The organism is Winogradskyella vincentii (assembly GCF_020166345.1).
GTDB lineage: Bacteria > Bacteroidota > Bacteroidia > Flavobacteriales > Flavobacteriaceae > Winogradskyella > Winogradskyella vincentii.
The window spans coordinates 134,775-148,854 of record NZ_JAIUJS010000003.1 but is presented as its reverse complement, the minus strand read 5'-3'; the positions used below and the strand labels follow the sequence as shown (position 1 = coordinate 148,854).

The 14,080-nt window shown below is 32.2% G+C and carries 17 protein-coding genes; 6 read left to right on the top strand and 11 right to left on the bottom strand.

The annotated features are described in order from the left end of the window. Nucleotides 1–16: 16 nt before the first annotated feature. Nucleotides 17–955: a sterol desaturase family protein gene (locus tag LBV24_RS06580; RefSeq protein ID WP_224477805.1), complete on the top strand. Its 939-nt coding sequence runs from the start codon at nt 17–19 to the stop codon at nt 953–955. Beyond that, nucleotides 952–1,743: an SDR family oxidoreductase gene (locus tag LBV24_RS06575; protein WP_224477804.1), complete on the top strand. Its 792-nt coding sequence runs from the start codon at nt 952–954 to the stop codon at nt 1,741–1,743. The genes LBV24_RS06580 and LBV24_RS06575 overlap by 4 nt, the downstream gene beginning before the upstream one ends. Nucleotides 1,744–1,749: 6 nt before the next feature. Here the strand turns inward: LBV24_RS06575 and LBV24_RS06570 are convergent, their stop codons facing one another. The 8 genes from LBV24_RS06570 to LBV24_RS06535 all read right to left on the bottom strand — a co-directional run bounded on the left by LBV24_RS06570 (nt 1,750) and on the right by LBV24_RS06535 (nt 9,019). Next, nucleotides 1,750–2,424 carry a metal-dependent hydrolase gene (locus LBV24_RS06570; RefSeq protein ID WP_224477803.1) on the bottom strand — a complete coding sequence of 225 codons (675 nt, stop codon included), beginning with the start codon at nt 2,422–2,424 and terminating at the stop codon, nt 1,750–1,752. Between the two features lie 36 nt (nt 2,425–2,460). Further along, nucleotides 2,461–3,366 carry a 1,4-dihydroxy-2-naphthoate octaprenyltransferase gene (gene menA / locus LBV24_RS06565; protein WP_224477802.1) on the bottom strand — a complete coding sequence of 302 codons (906 nt, stop codon included), beginning with the start codon at nt 3,364–3,366 and terminating at the stop codon, nt 2,461–2,463. Nucleotides 3,367–3,381: 15 nt separating this feature from the next. Then, nucleotides 3,382–4,221, bottom strand: coding sequence for a 1,4-dihydroxy-2-naphthoyl-CoA synthase (locus LBV24_RS06560; protein ID WP_224477801.1), 840 nt, complete (start codon nt 4,219–4,221; stop codon nt 3,382–3,384). Nucleotides 4,222–4,315: 94 nt separating this feature from the next. Further along, entirely contained in the window at nt 4,316–5,152 is an 837-nt protein-coding gene (locus tag LBV24_RS06555) for a CvfB family protein (protein WP_224477800.1), read from the bottom strand. A gap of 80 nt (nt 5,153–5,232) precedes the next feature. After that, complete coding sequence (locus tag LBV24_RS06550) at nt 5,233–5,571, bottom strand: DUF2853 family protein (RefSeq protein WP_224477799.1); 339 nt, start codon at nt 5,569–5,571, stop codon at nt 5,233–5,235. Between the two features lie 104 nt (nt 5,572–5,675). Beyond that, a complete protein-coding gene (menD, locus tag LBV24_RS06545; RefSeq protein WP_224477798.1) occupies nt 5,676–7,436 on the bottom strand; it encodes a 2-succinyl-5-enolpyruvyl-6-hydroxy-3-cyclohexene-1-carboxylic-acid synthase in 1,761 nt (586 codons plus the stop codon). A gap of 30 nt (nt 7,437–7,466) precedes the next feature. Further along, nucleotides 7,467–8,489, bottom strand: coding sequence for a chorismate-binding protein (locus LBV24_RS06540; protein ID WP_224477797.1), 1,023 nt, complete (start codon nt 8,487–8,489; stop codon nt 7,467–7,469). A gap of 104 nt (nt 8,490–8,593) precedes the next feature. Continuing rightward, nucleotides 8,594–9,019 (bottom strand): PaaI family thioesterase, encoded by a 426-nt coding sequence (locus tag LBV24_RS06535; RefSeq protein ID WP_224477796.1) that lies wholly within the window; start codon nt 9,017–9,019, stop codon nt 8,594–8,596. A 45-nt stretch (nt 9,020–9,064) separates the two neighbouring features. Here LBV24_RS06535 and LBV24_RS06530 point away from each other — a divergent pair, with 45 nt between their 5' ends. Both LBV24_RS06530 and LBV24_RS06525 read left to right on the top strand, forming a co-directional pair. Further along, complete coding sequence (locus tag LBV24_RS06530) at nt 9,065–9,703, top strand: alpha/beta hydrolase (protein WP_224477795.1); 639 nt, start codon at nt 9,065–9,067, stop codon at nt 9,701–9,703. Further along, nucleotides 9,700–10,272 carry a GNAT family N-acetyltransferase gene (locus LBV24_RS06525; protein WP_224477794.1) on the top strand — a complete coding sequence of 191 codons (573 nt, stop codon included), beginning with the start codon at nt 9,700–9,702 and terminating at the stop codon, nt 10,270–10,272. The genes LBV24_RS06530 and LBV24_RS06525 overlap by 4 nt, the downstream gene beginning before the upstream one ends. Here LBV24_RS06525 and LBV24_RS06520 read toward each other — a convergent pair. Next, the gene (locus tag LBV24_RS06520) at nt 10,269–10,592 is read right to left on the bottom strand and encodes a YtxH domain-containing protein (RefSeq protein ID WP_224477793.1); all 324 of its coding nucleotides are present in this window, start codon (nt 10,590–10,592) and stop codon (nt 10,269–10,271) included. The genes LBV24_RS06525 and LBV24_RS06520 overlap by 4 nt on opposite strands. Nucleotides 10,593–10,797: 205 nt before the next feature. Between LBV24_RS06520 and LBV24_RS06515 the strand changes: the two genes are divergently transcribed. Beyond that, on the top strand, nt 10,798–11,157 hold the full coding sequence (locus tag LBV24_RS06515; RefSeq protein WP_224477792.1) for a hypothetical protein: 360 nt from the start codon (nt 10,798–10,800) through the stop codon (nt 11,155–11,157). On the opposite strand, the gene LBV24_RS06510 is transcribed toward LBV24_RS06515, so the two are convergent. After that, the gene (locus LBV24_RS06510; RefSeq protein WP_224477791.1) at nt 11,143–12,093 is read right to left on the bottom strand and encodes an NAD(P)H-dependent flavin oxidoreductase; all 951 of its coding nucleotides are present in this window, start codon (nt 12,091–12,093) and stop codon (nt 11,143–11,145) included. The genes LBV24_RS06515 and LBV24_RS06510 overlap by 15 nt on opposite strands. A 174-nt stretch (nt 12,094–12,267) precedes the next feature. Here LBV24_RS06510 and LBV24_RS06505 point away from each other — a divergent pair, with 174 nt between their 5' ends. Continuing rightward, nucleotides 12,268–12,768, top strand: a complete 501-nt coding sequence (locus tag LBV24_RS06505; protein WP_224477790.1) for a nicotinate-nucleotide adenylyltransferase — start codon at nt 12,268–12,270, stop codon at nt 12,766–12,768. Nucleotides 12,769–12,811: 43 nt separating this feature from the next. Here the strand turns inward: LBV24_RS06505 and LBV24_RS06500 are convergent, their stop codons facing one another. Continuing rightward, a complete protein-coding gene (locus LBV24_RS06500; RefSeq protein WP_224477789.1) occupies nt 12,812–14,041 on the bottom strand; it encodes a class I SAM-dependent rRNA methyltransferase in 1,230 nt (409 codons plus the stop codon). Between the last annotated feature and the right edge of the window lie 39 nt (nt 14,042–14,080).

Sequence of the window (14,080 nt, the reverse complement as noted above, 5' to 3'; positions counted from 1 at the left end):
ATAAAATGGGTTATTTTTGAAATACAAAAATACGCAACTCACGTTTCTAAATAAAAAAATGCCAGATTTTCCTAACATAATACTATACGCCATACCATTCTTTATTTTAGCAATGTTGCTAGAATTCTATGTTACCATTAAAATGGGTATAAAGACCTATGAACCAAAAGACGCTTTTTCTTCTATTGCTATGGGTTTGGGTAATGTGTTTTTGGGATTTGGCAGTAAAGCACTTGTACTTTTAGTATTCTTCTGGGTTTATGATAGTTTTAGATTATTAGAAATACCTATTGTTTGGTGGTCATTTGTATTGTTGTTTTTTGCTGATGATTTTGCCTATTATTGGTTTCACAGAATTTCGCATGAGTGTAGGTTATTCTGGGCATCGCACGTAGTACATCATTCTTCTAAACACTACAATCTAAGTACTGCACTGAGACAAACCTGGAGTGGTGGATTTTACACTTTTATATTTTGGTTGTGGTTACCCTTAATAGGGTTTCATCCTGCCATGATAATGCTTCAAATGTCAATAAGTTTATTGTATCAATTTTGGATTCACACAGAGGCAATAAATAAAATGCCAAAATGGTTTGAGGCTATATTTAATACACCATCTCATCATAGAGTTCATCATGGAAGCAACCCTATTTATCTAGATAGAAATCATGCAGGCATTTTGATAATTTGGGATAAATTGTTCGGTACATTTCAACCAGAATTAGAAAGTGAAAGAGTAAATTATGGGTTGGTTAAAAACATAAATACCTTCAACCCAATAAAAATTGCCTTTATTGAATGGGTATACATGTTTAAAGATGTATTTAGTGGTAATAAATCCATAAAGGATAGGTTGCAATATCTCATCAAACCACCTGGATGGAAGCATGATGGTACTGGTAAAATAAGCGATGAACTTAGAGAAGAGTGGCTAGAAACTAATTCTAAACAATGACATTTAAAGATAAAGTAATATGGATTACAGGTGCATCAAGCGGAATTGGCAAAGCACTTGCTCTTGAACTCTCTAAGAACAATTGCAAATTAATTCTTTCAGCTAGACGTGGTGATGTATTGAATGAAGTTAAGAAGGAATGTTCAAATAACCATAATATAGAAGTATTGCCATTTGATTTAGCGGATTATCAGAACATGCAAGAAATATGTAAAGAGGCAATTAATTACTTCAGTAAAATTGACATTTTAATCAATAATGGTGGCATAAGTCAACGTTCTCTAATAATAGACACTGACATTTCGGTAGATAAAAAACTAATGGAAATTGATTATTTAGGAACGGTTGCATTAACAAAAGCCTTATTGCCTCATTTTATACTAAATGAATCAGGTCATTTTGTAACTGTGACGAGTTTAATGGGAAAATTTAGCTCACCATATAGATCTGCTTATTGTGGTGCTAAACATGCCTTGCATGGTTTTTTTGATGCCTTAAGAATGGAGCATCAAAAGGATAATATTAAAGTAACAATGATATGCCCTGGATTTGTGAACACCAATATTGCACGAAATGCTTTAACTGGAGACGGATCAACACAAAAACAACAAGACGAAGCAACAGAACAAGGGCTTTCACCAAATGTTTTTGTAAAACGGATGATTAAAGCAATTAAGAAAGAAAAGTTTGAAGCCTATATAGGTAAAGGTGAAACCAAGGGAATATACCTCAAGAGGTTTTTCCCAAAGTTACTGCACAAAATGGTAATGAAAAGTCAAGTACGGTAGTTATTTCTAAACGTCTAAACTTTCACCGATTTCCAATAAGTACAATTTCTTTAATTTAGAATCGAATTTTGCCTTTGCTCTAGGTTTATCAATTTCAATATATCCAAAAGTATCGTAATGATAACCTAGTATTTTATCACAATCAACGTATCTAGCAGCTTGTATGGCATCGTCAACTCCCATTGTAAAATTATCACCAATAGGTAATACGGCTAAATCTAAATCAAATTGTTTTCTTATTAGTCGCATATCGTAAGTCAATGCCGTATCTCCAGCTATGTAAATTGTTTTATCTCCTTCAATAATAAAACCTCCTGGTTGGCCTCCGTATTTTCCATCCGGAAATGAAGAAGTATGTATTGCATTTACATACTTTACTTTACCAAAATCAAACTCCCAAGAACCACCATGATTCATAGGATGACCATTTAATCCTAAGTTTTGATAATGAACTACAATTTCATAATTAGAAACAATAACAGCACCAGTACGCTTCGCAATAGCTTCTACATCTAATGTATGATCTTGGTGTGCATGTGTTACCAAAATGTAATCTGCCTTTAATGTATCTATATCAATATGTGACGCTTTTTCATTTCCTGAAATAAAAGGATCGACTAGTATATTTATGTCCTTAATTTGAATGCCTAAACAGGCATGTCCGTAAAAAGTTACTTTCATAATTAATTATTTTATAGAATAATCTCCAGAATAAATTTAATACAAAATATATCCAATCCCTAATAATATTGAAAAGAGAAAAGTTGATAACGCAAGTACCTTTAATTGACTGTCAAAGTCACTCGGATCCTTTGCTTTATTAATTTTTATTAAGTGAATGACAAAAGGTATAAATGAAAGGAGATATAAGAAATTGTAGGGCTCAACATAATAAAGTATTGAAAAAACAATGGATAGCAACATCGCTCCTAAAATCAATAAATTATGGTATGATTTAGCCTTTTTTAAACCGAGTTTTACCGCAAGTGTTATTTTACCTGAATTTGCATCAGACTGAATATCACGCATATTGTTTAGATTTAATACACCAACACTCAAAAATCCTAAGGCAATTGCTGGTAAAATTGCAACATTATCAATTGATTTAGTGTATAACAAGTAACTTCCTAAAGTACTTATTAATCCAAAAAAAATAAAGACAAATACATCACCTAACGCTTTATAACCATAAGGAGAATCTCCCATGGTATAATTGAGCGCAGCATAAACGGACATTGCTCCGAGAGTTACGAACAAAAGCAATAATAAGAACTCATTTGGACCAAAGGCGGCCCAAATTAGCGCGAATGTTAAAATAATTACCACAACAATATTAAACTTTATAGCATCGAGCATTTGATCTGGAGTTATAGCTCCACTTTGAATTGCTCTTTCTGGCCCAACCCGTTCATCATTATCTGTTCCTTTAACACCATCACCGTAATCATTAGCCAAATTTGAAAGTATCTGAAGACTCATGGTTGTTAGAATAGCTAGTACTAAAACCCACCAACTAAAATGCCCATTAAAATAGGCAAAGCAGGTTCCTAAAATAATACCCGAAACGGATAATGGTAATGTTCTTAAGCGCATGGCTGATAGCCACGGTTTAATTTTTTTCATTCAAAAGCTTTTAGATTACGGAATCCATTTTTTAGGAAAGTTAGGTTTCCTTTTTTCTAAAAAAGCATCTCTGCCTTCTTTTGCTTCATCTGTCATATATGCCAAGCGCGTTGCTTCACCAGCAAACACTTGTTGTCCAACCATACCATCATCTGTTAAGTTCATTGCAAACTTCAACATTTTAATTGAGGTTGGAGATTTAGCTAAAATCTCTTGGGCCCATTGGTACGCTGTTGGCTCTAATTCTTCATGAGGAATTACTGCATTAACCATACCCATTTCATAAGCCTCCTGTGCTGAATAGTTTCTTCCTAAAAAGAAAATTTCACGAGCCTTTTTCTGCCCAACCATTTTTGCCAAATATGCTGAACCATAGCCACCATCAAAACTGGTAACATCAGCATCTGTTTGTTTAAAAATTGCATGCTCCTTACTAGCCAATGTTAAATCACAAACCACGTGTAGACTATGTCCTCCACCTACAGCCCAACCAGGAACAACGGCAATTACTGCTTTTGGCATAAAACGAATTAATCGTTGCACTTCAAGAATATTTAAGCGATGATAACCATCATCACCAACATATCCTTGGTGACCTCTTGCTTTTTGATCTCCACCTGAACAAAAACTCCAAATCCCGTCTTTTGTTGAAGGTCCTTCTGCACTTAATAATACAACACCTATACTAGTATCTTCATTTGCATCGTAAAACGCATCATATAATTCTGATGTTGTTTTAGGGCGAAATGCATTTCTTACGTTAGGTCTATTAAAAGCTATCCTTGCTACACCATTACATTTTTGATATGTAATATCTTCATAGGTTTTAACAATTTTCCAATCTATTTGGTTCATTCTTTTCAGGAATTTAACTGCAAAAATAAGGAATTAATAACAATGATTTCTGATCAATTAATAATTGAGAATCTAATTAAATTTTTAAAGCTTTCTAATTTTGAACTAGTCTTATACCATTTGATTCAATGGTAATTAAACGCTCTTTATAAAGAGCTCCTATAGCTTTCTTAAAACTCTTTTTACTCATTTGAAGCTGATGTTTAATATCATCAGGATCGGACTTATCGTGTAATGGAATAAATCCACTATTATCGCTTAATTCCTTAAGTATAATTTCTGCATTAGGCTCTATATTTCTATACCCTATCTGACTTAAAAGAATATCTAATTTATTGTCTTGTCTAACTTTCTTAACAATACCCTTCAATCTATCTCCTACGCTAATGTCTTTGAAAATATCATCTTTGAAAACCAATCCAAGATGTTTCTTATTGACAATTACATTCATTCCAATTTCGGATGGATGAGATACAATTAAATCAACTTCGTCAAATTTTGAAACCGTCAACTCCTTATTATCAAGAAATCTATTGGTCTTACTAGAAGCTACAAGTCTTTCTGTTTCTTCATCTAAGTAACAATGCACTAAATACCATCCACCTGCCTTCATCTTAAATGCTTGTTCCTTAAAAGGACAGAATAATTCCTTAACTAATCCCCAATCTAAAAAAGCACCATATTTTGTTACCTGATTGCATCTTAAAAGTGAAAAATCCCCCTTGGCAATATATGGTTTGTCAGTTGTGGCTACTGGTCTTTCTTCGTTATCTAAATAAACAAAAACCTCAATTTTATCTCCAATATTAAACTCCTCAGGCACATATCGGTTTGGTAATAAAACCTCATTACCTTCTTCATCACCTAAAAACAAACCAGGATCTGTATCTCTTAAAATCTCTAATGTATTGTATTCTCCTAATTGCATCATTTTGCAAAGGTATTGATATTAATAACAAAAAGCGCTATGATAATATATCAAAGCGCTTTTAAATTGTTTGTAATTAGATCTTAGTAAACTGACTCTTTTTTAAAGTGTTTAACTAATAAATAATAGATTACTGCTCTATACTTGTTTCTATTAGAACGACCGTACTTTTCAATTACTGAGTCTATTGCTCCATCTAAATCAGCACTAGCCTTTAATCCTAATTTTTTAATTAAAAAGTTATTCTTTACCGTGGCTAATTCTTTGTCATCAGAACCAGAAACAGTAGATGAATCTGCATTATAAATTGAAGGGCCTAAACCAATTGTTACTTTGGTTAACAAATCCATATCTGGTTTAACACCACACTTGTCTTTTAAATCTGCCGCATATTTTGCGATTAATTCATCTCTTTTACTCATTTTTTTAATGTTTTAGATTATTTTTTTTTCTTATTAAAGATAACTAATTTTTAGACACTTAAAAAATGGATAAGTCACATTTCTGAAGTAAATGATTCTCGTCATTATTTAATATAATCGAAGTAATTGAGAAGTATTTCATCATTTAATCTAGAGGGAGTAAAAATTTCAAGTAGTTTAGGTTGGGCCGATGGATTATAAAAAGTATCTAAGCATGAATCTAACTTCTCAGAATCATTTGCCGATTGATATTCAAATCCAAACATTTTACATAAATGCTTTGCGTTTAAGTTATGCTTGGTTTCAAAAAATGTGTCAAAATTATCAGTGTTTTTATGTCCAGGTAATATTCTAAATATACCTCCTCCTCCATTATTAATTACAATAATCCTGAAGTTGTTTGGAATATAATTGTTCCAAAGAGCATTACTGTCATAAAAGAAACTAAGATCACCTGTTATAAAAGTTGTGCGTTTATCTGATATAACAGAAGCTCCAATTGCTGTACTCGTACTGCCATCAATACCACTAGTCCCTCGGTTACAGAATACGCTTATATCCTTTCTTAACTGAAATAGTTGTGTGTATCTTATCGCAGAACTGTTACCTACATGTAGTAAGCTATTAAGAGGTAATGTTGAAAGTATTTTGTCAAAAACCACAAAATCTGAAAATTGAATTTCCTTTAAGTAAGAATCATGCAATTTGCGTCGTTTTTGCCTTACATCAATCCACTTTGATTTATAATTGCTTTTTTTATCAATGCTAACTTTTGGTAAAAAGTCTGCAAAAAATCTATTCGGAGCGATTCTTAAATGCATACTCAAACTAAAGAAAGTATCATTTGCATTGTTTAACCCAATATACCAATGGTGTTTTGGTTTGTATTTTCTGAGAAACGCTTTGATTTTTTTTGATATGATCAGACCTCCAAGTGTTATTAATAAATCTGGTTGAAGCTCTTTAAAACCAGAATCATCTATGGGAGCAATTATTTTGTCAATTCCTGGGAAAAAATCAGGATTATTGAGATTTGAGGTGGTTTCAGTAAAGACAATTAAACTCCTATCGTCAGCAATTTGATTTAATATATCTTCCTCAATTGAGTTAGGAGGAAGAACACCAACTAAAATCATCTTTTTGTCAGCACCATTCCATATATCCTCGCAAGCCTTTATGTCGTCATCATTAAAATCTTCATTTCTATTTAATACTTCATAATCTTTAACAGTTATGCTGGGATGCTCAATGGTTTCATATAGCGGTTCATTAAAAGGGATATTGATATGTATAGGCCTAGAATTTAATCTAGCCATATTTAAAGCATTTATTATTTCCAATTCGTTATATGACTGAATGTCTTTTTGAAGCCCTAAAAATCGCTCTAATTGGTTTTCAATACTTTTGAAAATTGGTAATTCTTCTTCATTCTTATTTACCGATTCTTCATCAAGGTCTAACTTCAAATTAGTGCTATAAACCACATGATCTCCAAATACATTTTTTTGTTTAATGGTTTGCCCATCACCAATATCGATAAGATGTTTTGGTCTGTCAGCAGATAAAACCACCAAAGGAATATTGCTGTAATATGCTTCTGATATTGCTGGGTAATAGTTTAAAAGGGCACTTCCCGATGTACAAACTAGTGCAACAGGATTGTTTAACTGCTGCGCAATACCTAAAGCAAAAAATGCCGCACAACGTTCATCTACAATACTGTAGCATTTAAAAAATTTATTATTTGTAAATCCGATTGTTAAAGGTGCATTTCTACTACCAGGAGAAATAACAACATGCTGAATATTCTGCGCTTCGCATAAAGCAACTACAGTTTGTGATAAGGGAATTTTAGAATATTTCATCAACGCACAAAGATAAGGATTCTCCTTGTTTTACTTTAAAACGTTAACGATAGTTTTGGTTTTGTTTACCGTCTCATCCCATTCCTTTTCTGGTTCTGAATCTTTAGTAATTCCTCCACCAACATAAATTAAGGCTTTACCTTGTTTAATTTGCATACAACGCAAATTGACATAAAAATTTGAAATATTTTTAATACTGGAATAAGCATTGTTTTCAACATTTCTTCGATTTGAATTTCTGTTTTGGATTTGCTTCAAATTGAGTTCTCCTAAAAATCCTGTGTAATACGCTCTTTTATAATTTTCATTTTGGGTAATAAATGCTTTTGAAGCCTCTTTAGGAAATCCACAAACCGCAGGTGTAGGATGAAGTGCACGGATTATATCGTTTAATCTTGTGTCTTTATTTATGCTGCTTTTAATCCTTGTTTTTAAATGAAGTAAATCACCTGCTCTAACAGTTTCAGTTTCAGAAACATTAATATTCGACGTATAATCTTGGATCTGATTAGTTATATAATCCGTAACGATTTTCTGTTCTTCCAGTTCTTTATTGGTCCATTTGATTTGGTTAAGATTGTTTATAGTTTGTGTACCAGCTAATGAAATAGTGGTTAATTGTCTGCCTTCTACCTTGAACAACAATTCTGGAGTCGCACCTAACCATAAACCTACCATTGGATGGTACCAACAATAAACCATTGCATTTTTATATCTTGAATATAATTGTTTAAACAAGTCTAATGGACTCATGTCTCCAACTTCATGCTCCTCTTTTCTAGACAATACTACTTTGTCTAATTTCCCATCCTTTATTTGCGAAACACCCTTTTTTAATAAATCTATATGGCTTTTCTTATCAACAACTAATGGTGTTTCTAAATTTGAATTAGTCACAAAATTGAACTTCAATTCAGAATCAACCTCCAATATATGTTGAGTGCAGTCCTTTTCTGGTAATAATATACTTTTCTCAGTACTATCAAATGGTGCAAATACAAATCCACTTTCACTATAATTATCTGTTGTGTGCAATTCTTTATCTTTTTGCAACCAACATTTTATCACAGAATTTATTGGTCTGCTATAAACTACAAAAGGTAATTTTTGATCGTAGTGATTTTCTAAGGTAGAAAAAAATGAAATGCTATTCAATTTTATAGAGATTTGGGAAGAGAAATTGTAGATAACCTACAAATAGAGATTAAATTATCGGCATCATCAGTTATTCTGATATCTAGTAGCTGAGTTGTTCTTCCTTTGTGCAAGAAAGTTGCTTTTGCATAAACAAAACCATCTTTAACGCTTTTTAAATGATTTGCTGTGATTTCTAATCCTCTAACAAACAACTTTTCAGTATCTATAAATAAATGAGATGCAAAACTTCCAACACTTTCAGCTAATGCTGCCGTTGCACCTCCATGTAAAACGCCATCTGGTTGGTGCACCCTTTCATTTACAGGCATGCGAGCAATGAGGTAATCATCGCCAAAATCTACCATCTCAATTTCTAATGTCTCCATTAGAGTATTTTTACAAATTGTATTGGCTTTTATTAGAAATTCTTCTTTAGAAAGTTGCATAGAAAAACGTTATTTTTAAAGTCGATTGCAAAGATACTGAGAATAATGAATTCGACCGAAAAAGAAATAAGTTACATTTCAAGTAACTCTTATTCAACACTTAATAATATTAATGAAAATACAGAAAATGTATGGTTTGTGTGTCATGGTATGGGTTACTTAAGTAGATATTTTCTAAAATACTTTAAGTCATTAGATTCTGACAAGAATTATATAATTGCACCTCAAGCACCAAGTAAGTACTACCAGCAACCAAAAATGCACGTTGGTGCGAATTGGTTAACTCGTGATAATACTGAATCTGGCATGGAAAATCTAATTAAATATTTTGATGCAATTTTGGATAATGAACGGTTACCAACAAATATAAATTTTATTGTCTTAGGCTATTCCCAAGGAGTAAGTGTTGCGTTAAGGTATATTTCACAGAGAAAATTTCAGTGTAATAAATTAATTATTCACTCAGGTGGTATACCGAAGGAACTCGTCAATAAAGATTTTAAGTATATGAATAATGACACAGAAGTGTTTCTAGTTTATGGTACACAAGATGAATATTTAAACGAAAATCGAATTATTGAGGAAACTAAATTAGCCAAAGAGTTGTTTGGTAATAAATTAAAAATTATACCTTTTGAAGGCAAGCATGTAGTTAATGTAGACTTTATTAGAAGTATTATATGAACATACCAGTATTAGAAAATGACAGAGTAAAATTGAGCTTATTGGATTTAAGCAATTATTCGAATCTCACAGAAATAGCTAAGGAAGATAAACTCATTTACTACTCACCATCAGATATTTCTACTCCAGAAAAACTTAGAGAATATGTTAAAGTTGCAGTTAAGGGTTATTATGAAAACACAATTATTCCATTTTTAGTCTTCGATAAATTGAATGGTGAATTTGCAGGCTCAACCAGATTTGGTTTAATTGACTATACTAACAAAGTTCTCCACATTGGTTGGACCTGGATAGGGAAAAGATTTCAAGGCACTGGATTGAACAAGAATATGAAATTCTTAATGCTTCAATATGCATTTGAAAACATGAATTTTGAAAAAGTTGAATTTAGAATTGATGAACGCAACCTAAAATCAAGACGAGCTGTTGAAAAAATTGGTGGTACTCTGGAAGGAGTATTACGGAAAAACACAATAATGCAAGATGGCTTTCGACGAAATACTTGTTGCTATGGCCTTCTAAAAAACGAATGGCCTGATATTAAATCTACTATTTTTGAAGGTTACTAAGACGTTTGTTGAAACGTTTTATTTTTCTCCTTAAGTATTGCCAATTGTTTTTCTAAAAAAGTTATTGCCTTTTCGGTTTGAAAACTTGTTTTTGAGGCAAGGTCTTTTAAATCTTCCTTAAGTTTTTCTTTGCCTGAGGCAGTTGCTTTAGATAAATCTTCCTTAACTTCATTAAAATCATCAACCAATTGATCTTTAACTTTCAAACCTTCTTTTTTTAAATTTTCCCTTGTAATGCTACCTTTTTCAGGCGCAAATAATACTGCTACACCAGCTCCAATTATTGTTCCTAACACCAGTGCTCCTTTATACTGAATCATAGTTTTCTCTTTAGTCAATGTTCACTTATACGTAGTTAATTATGCTCTTTTGTTACATATATCCTCTTCAAAAGTGGATAAATACATATATTGTTGAATATAATTGCTATCCACAGTTTATCGTTGAAATAAATATTCAAACGAATAAATCGGGTTATTTAATTTAAAAAAGTATACTTTTCATACAATATAACCTTAACCCATAATGAGAATTTTATTTTTAATACTTGCTCTGACCTTAGTTAACAACAGTTCCGCCCAGATTACGTTAGAAGATGACGGATTACATTTTTTAACTGGAGCAGCAATATCCAGTGGAACTTATGCTTTGGTATATTCTAAAACAAAAAATAAAAAGAAAGCATTTTGGTATAGCTTTGGCTTATCATCGTTAGCAGGTATTTCTAAAGAATTCTATGATGGCAACATTATAAGTGGAAAGTTTGATACATCAGAAATGATTGCGACCATGTTAGGAGGTCTTACAGCGAGTTATACTTTCAATATTTTTACTGGAAAAAAAGAAAAGAAACAGCGTGCTAAGCTAAAATCAATCTCTGATTAACCGCTCGATAATCTGTTTAGTGGGTAATATAGCATTAGTATGTTCGATACTTGGACCAGCAACCCAAACGGTTTTATAAGTTGCTTTTTTAGCAGCTTTTTCTGTTGCTTTCATGCCAATTGAGAATCGAATCATTTTCACCCACTTCTTAAGTTTTCGGTTCTTATTCAATAGGTTTTCAATCCATGTGGCTTTAGTCCCTATTTTCTGAACATAAGGTGTATTAATTACCGTACAAGGTGTGCCAGAAATACGTTCGGTCATTATGATATCCTCGGCACCATAATCTACACATGCTTGCTTATATTCATCCGTAACATTAGCTTCAATTGAAGCAATAAATGGACTACCAACAGATACGCCTTCTGCTCCATAACCAAGCATCTTATCTATATCTGCCTTGCATCCCACTCCACCGGCAGATATGACTGGAATATCACAATTGTCAGTTAATTCTTTAATCAATTCTTCCGGAGATAAATTACCTCTATGTCCACCAGCTTCATTATTTACCGCAATGATAGCGTCTGCCCCTAATCCCTCTACCTTCTTCGCAAATTTTAAATCAGTAACGTCACAAAATACCTTTATACCTGCTTTATGCGCTTGCCTGATTGTTTCTTCAGGACTACCTAACGACGTAATTATAAAATCGCAACCTTCCTCACATAAAACTTCTAGCTGGCCTAAATACTTAACATTGGATTTATTAACAATAAGATTAAATCCAAAGGAGCCTCCTTCCACTTTATTCTGTTTTAACTGTCTTATAGCATTTTTCAATTCTTCTAAAGTCCTATAATTTAGTGCAGGTATACAACCAGCAATTCCCGCATTCATAGCTTCTGTAACCATAGCTACATTTGATACTAAAAACATTGGTGCCTGAATAATTGGATACTGTATATTAAGAAGTTCTGTGAGTTTAGTTTTCATTTTTTAATAGTATTTGCCAAATATAATAAATTTTATTATGCATGCATAATAAAACAGTTTAATCCAAAATCACATTACTGACACTAATCATAATTGTTTCATTACTGACCTTAATCATTTTAGAATCAAATTGTTAATAATACATTTAGCTTATTAATCATAAAAAACTAAATCATGAAAAAGCTATTTATCTTACTACTTCTACTAGCATTTAGTAGCCAAGTATACGCACAGGTAATTGAGTTGCCTGAAATTGAAATTTCAGCTGTTAACTACAAGTATTTGAGTTCAGTTGAATCGGATGACACTCCAATGTCAGTTAAAATGTTGCAAGAAAAAGTTGCAATGTACGATCTAAAAAGTTCAGAATTTTACAAAGATGAGTATGCAACATACAATATTTCCTTCTATATTCCTGAAGGTAAAATTTTAGCTGCTTACGATAAAGACGGTAAACTTCTAAGAACTATTGAAAAATATAAGGATGTTAAATTACCTAAAACTGTAGGTGAGGCAATTACTAAACGTTTCCCAGGATGGACAGTTGTTAGTGATTTCTACAAAGTTAATTATCATTACATGAATAAAGTAACAGACAAACTTTACAAAGTCAGATTGGAAAATGGAGATAAAAAAATGAAAGTGAAAATTAATGAAAAAGGCGTCTTTATGTAGGGGTTCAAAACAAAAAAAGCCTAGTGAAACCACTAGGCTTTTTTTATTCTAAAAATCTATAATATCCACATTTTAAATAAGCACCCTCGAGAAAGCTTATAGGATGGTCTATATCATGTGTAGTTTTTAAATATGTTTCAAACAATCGAGTTTGAGAATTTAAAACTTGTTGGTTTAGATCAAAAAAAGATTGAGTAGAAACTCGAGACGAACAAGATGCCAAAACCAATAGTCCTTTTTTAGCAGTAAGTTGTTCTCCCAATTCAGCTAGCTGTGCGTATTTTTTCTTAGCTAGTAAAATTTCAGATTCTTGTTTTGCAAAACTAGGTGGATCAATAACTACAACATCATATTTCTTATTATGTTTAATTAAGTCATCTAAAACTTGAAATGCATCTCCCGAAATGGTTTTATGAATTCCTCTAAACTCATTGAGCTTTGCATTATTCCTGGCTATATCAAGTGCTTGCTTACTAATATCTACACTAGTAACTTCGTCTGCACTATTAGCCAAGGCGTGTACGGAAAAACCTCCAGCATATGAAAAAACATCTAAAACTGTTTTTCCTTTGCTTAATTCACCTACTCTTCTTCTGTTCTCTCGGTGATCTAAAAAATAACCAGTTTTATGGCCTTTAATTACATTTGCTGAGAATTTCACACCATGTTCAATAAATTGAACTACCTCATGGTCCAACGTTCCGATAATTACATTACCGTCTTTCAAACCATGACTTTTACTTTTTTGTAATTTTCGACTTAAACGGACTACTACAGTTTTTGTCTTGGAGGTTTCTTGAAGACTTTCCATTATCGATTCCAAATAAGGCAACCAAATTTCAGAATAAAGTTTTATAACGAGTACCTTATCATAAACATCTGCTATCAACCCTGGAAAACCATCATTTTCCCCAAATAGAAGTCTGTAACTATTTGTATTGGTCTTTAATAAATCAGTACGCTTTTCATAAGCCAATTGGATTTTTTGATGAAAAAACTTAGCATTAATTTCAACTCTGTTCTTTCCATTATGAATAATCTTTATTCTTATCGGTGAATTAGAATCGTACAAACCAATTGCTATTACCTTATTTTTATTCTTACTAAAAATTATTGCAATATCCCCTGTATGAGGGTTGCCGGAAGCCTTCACAATACTATTGGAAAATACCCATGGATGTCCTTTTACAACAAATTGCTCACCCTTGGAGGTGAGTTTCACAGCAGTACGTTTTGGTAGTTGTACCTGTATTATTTTTTTTAATGTACTCATACGGAAGGAGATTTACAAAGTAACATTATTAAACAAAAA

Excerpts from the sequence above, each read along its gene's own strand:
- LBV24_RS06575 (WP_224477804.1), top strand. The coding sequence starts at position 952 with ATGACATTTAAAGATAAAGTAATATGGATTACAGGTGCATCAAGCGGA.
- LBV24_RS06570 (WP_224477803.1), bottom strand. The coding sequence starts at position 2,424 with ATGAAAGTAACTTTTTACGGACATGCCTGTTTAGGCATTCAAATTAAG.
- menA (WP_224477802.1), bottom strand. The coding sequence starts at position 3,366 with ATGAAAAAAATTAAACCGTGGCTATCAGCCATGCGCTTAAGAACATTA.
- LBV24_RS06560 (WP_224477801.1), bottom strand. The coding sequence starts at position 4,221 with ATGAACCAAATAGATTGGAAAATTGTTAAAACCTATGAAGATATTACA.
- LBV24_RS06555 (WP_224477800.1), bottom strand. The coding sequence starts at position 5,152 with ATGATGCAATTAGGAGAATACAATACATTAGAGATTTTAAGAGATACA.
- LBV24_RS06550 (WP_224477799.1), bottom strand. The coding sequence starts at position 5,571 with ATGAGTAAAAGAGATGAATTAATCGCAAAATATGCGGCAGATTTAAAA.
- menD (WP_224477798.1), bottom strand. The coding sequence starts at position 7,436 with ATGAAATATTCTAAAATTCCCTTATCACAAACTGTAGTTGCTTTATGC.
- LBV24_RS06535 (WP_224477796.1), bottom strand. The coding sequence starts at position 9,019 with ATGCAACTTTCTAAAGAAGAATTTCTAATAAAAGCCAATACAATTTGT.
- LBV24_RS06530 (WP_224477795.1), top strand. The coding sequence starts at position 9,065 with ATGAATTCGACCGAAAAAGAAATAAGTTACATTTCAAGTAACTCTTAT.
- LBV24_RS06525 (WP_224477794.1), top strand. The coding sequence starts at position 9,700 with ATGAACATACCAGTATTAGAAAATGACAGAGTAAAATTGAGCTTATTG.
- LBV24_RS06520 (WP_224477793.1), bottom strand. The coding sequence starts at position 10,592 with ATGATTCAGTATAAAGGAGCACTGGTGTTAGGAACAATAATTGGAGCT.
- LBV24_RS06515 (WP_224477792.1), top strand. The coding sequence starts at position 10,798 with ATGAGAATTTTATTTTTAATACTTGCTCTGACCTTAGTTAACAACAGT.
- LBV24_RS06510 (WP_224477791.1), bottom strand. The coding sequence starts at position 12,093 with ATGAAAACTAAACTCACAGAACTTCTTAATATACAGTATCCAATTATT.
- LBV24_RS06505 (WP_224477790.1), top strand. The coding sequence starts at position 12,268 with ATGAAAAAGCTATTTATCTTACTACTTCTACTAGCATTTAGTAGCCAA.
- LBV24_RS06500 (WP_224477789.1), bottom strand. The coding sequence starts at position 14,041 with ATGAGTACATTAAAAAAAATAATACAGGTACAACTACCAAAACGTACT.